The sequence below is a fragment of the Phormidium sp. CCY1219 genome (assembly GCF_035615515.1).
Classification (GTDB): Bacteria; Cyanobacteriota; Cyanobacteriia; order Cyanobacteriales; family Laspinemataceae; genus CCY1219.
Map to the genome: position 1 here is coordinate 1 of NZ_JAJENT010000160.1, position 2,491 is coordinate 2,491.

At 42.0% G+C, this 2,491-nt stretch carries 1 protein-coding gene and 1 pseudogene; one reads left to right on the forward strand and one right to left on the reverse strand.

Annotation, left to right across the window (positions count from 1 at the left end):
* Positions 1-720 (forward strand): annotated as a pseudogene (locus LKK83_RS00860) (hypothetical protein); the annotation flags it as partial.
* Positions 721-932: 212 nt separating this feature from the next.
* Here LKK83_RS00860 and LKK83_RS00865 read toward each other — a convergent pair.
* Positions 933-2,060 carry a M15 family metallopeptidase gene (locus LKK83_RS00865; protein WP_324628835.1) on the reverse strand — a complete coding sequence of 376 codons (1,128 nt, stop codon included), beginning with the start codon at positions 2,058-2,060 and terminating at the stop codon, positions 933-935.
* Between the last annotated feature and the right edge of the window lie 431 nt (positions 2,061-2,491).

Sequence of the window (2,491 nt, forward strand, 5' to 3'; positions counted from 1 at the left end):
CCTACGATTAGTCCCACATTAGCGGGAATATTGGATCGGGCGATTAAGTCTCATCCGCGCGATCGCTTCTCTAGTGCCAGGGAAATGTTGGATGCGATCGCCGCCCCCGCTTATACCGCCGCCGCGCCCCCCACTTTCGCCTCCCCACCACCTACAAGGGCACATCAACCACCTACAGCAGTATCTCTACCGACTACCAGTTTGTCTTCCCCCAGCGCTCCACCCTCTAAGGAACCCCAAGGAATGGGGAATTGGCAAAAAGCTGCGATTATGGGTGGTGTAGTCGGTGCTATTCTGATTGCTGCATCTGGAATCGGTTCGTTCTTTTTTAGCGATCGCTACCAAACCATGATATTGAATCCACCCAACAACCAGCAACAGCAAAGACGCAATATCTCTAATCAAGCTTTAGGATGGATGCGAATTGGTTCCGTTGACAATACCAACGATACTGCCTCAGTTGGTGAACCATTAATTCCCACCAACCAACCCGTCATCATTTCCCCTCCGGTTGTTCCGGCTATTGGAGACAAAGTAATTGTTTCAAATGGGGTTAATTTGAGACAAAATCATCCCCAGCCTCCTTACTACGAGCTAGAAGAGAAAATCAGTGTCTTGATGCCGGGACAAGAAGTCGTGATTTTGAAAGTAGCGACCTTTGTCGATCCTTATTCTCCGTCTCCAGAAACGAAAGTATGGGCAGAAGTCGGTTTACCTTAACTAAGTTCAGAGCGTCGGTGTAGTTTTAGAAAAAGTAGACAATACACTGGGTTTATGACTTTTTGGCTAAATCCTTAAATTTTTGTGCCAATAAACCCGGTTTATAACTTCTACTGAAATAACTCTATACAGCCCTGAATATTTTGAGCGTCGAAACTTAGTTTCTCCTATGCAAAAAGGGTATAAAGATTAAACAAATTATGTCATATTTCCTAAATTCCCGCTACTGAAAATTCATAGTGCATCGGGTCTTTTCTGCTTTTCCAATGCCCTCCCCATGAAAATCCCTGCTTTTTAAAAGCATTAGTTATCGCTTCTGGCTGTTGTTCCACAGAACCCATTGGATATTGCTTTGCATTGATATCGATCGCCAATCCCCAACTGTGGACTGATGGCTCATTTTTGCCTCGTTTCATGCGAATATTTAGACAGCCATTGTAGGTTTGAATTAAGTGCAATTTGTCCCTACTTATTAAATCTTCCCAGACTTGCCGCAGACGTTGGACAATCGCCTTATGGCATTCTACTTCCCATTCCCCACCATTAGGATTCTTTAGTCCTACGATCGTAATGTAATTGGTGACAAAATCTGGATCTAGAGGATTCCCATAATATTGGTACAACTGTTCGTAGCTGTCAGGAATTGGAGGATTTTCCAAGTCTATATCAATTATAGGTAACGAGTCATTTTTATTGTTGAAGTAATAAACATTGATGTCATAAACACCAGAATCTTGCACCTCAAAGAAGACTTTTTTTTCTGGGGTAATAAAGCGATCGCGCTTTTTACCTCCATCCCAAATTAAATAAGGATTAGATTCCGCCGTTTCAGTATTTATTATTTCAATTTCCACCCAACCAGTCGAATGGTTTTCCCAGATGTAAATTTCGTCTGCTTTTAGCCTGATTTGAGTAGAAGCCAACATAGCAAAAGAATCTTTATTTACTTCCCTGGGTAAAAAAGTTTTGACTTCTGAATTGGCATAAAACCGAAGTAATGAGCGTTTATCGTTTCGAGGACTGAGGGCAACAATATTGGCAACGGGTTGCCCAAAATAAGAGCTGCTATCTGATTCGATCTCTGTTGTAGCGACATTAATAAACTGAACGTCCCATTTTTGCATAGCACCCTGGGAGCCTGCTATCATGTTGAATAACTGAATTCCACTGAGGAGAATTACTACGGTTAAAATCAAAGAACTCAGAAATGAAAAAACGACTCTTCTCCGAGCAAGCTGGTGTTTGCGCTTACTATTCCTTGATTCAATAAGCCTTAACCTGCCATACTGACTCGGCAATTTGTGGCAGTATTTTGAATGGGTATTGTCAATTTTTTTCATACTAAACAAACGAGGGTGATCTCCAATGCTATATTAGCATAAAATTTATAAGAGTGCATAGATCGGCCTTCAATTATTGCATCTTTTATAGAAACGCTTGAATGTCGATGTATCGTCAAATCATTCAACTCCGACCCTCTCCTACTGAATTCTTTCTCCGCTAGTTGCTTTCCGTCAACATCAGACACAGGATCTATACCAAACAACCAACTATCGATGACCAATGACCAAAGAAAAAGACGTTCCTTAAAGATTGATTAAAAATTTCAGGCCGTGCCGAAGTAGAGTGATACAATCGAAAAAAGTTTTATCGATCCACTGAATCTATAATGAGACCCACATTACTCAACAACAGATATCGCATCCTGCGCGAACTCGGATCCGGCGGGTTCGGCGAAACCTTCCTCGCCGAAGACACCCAAATGCCTTCC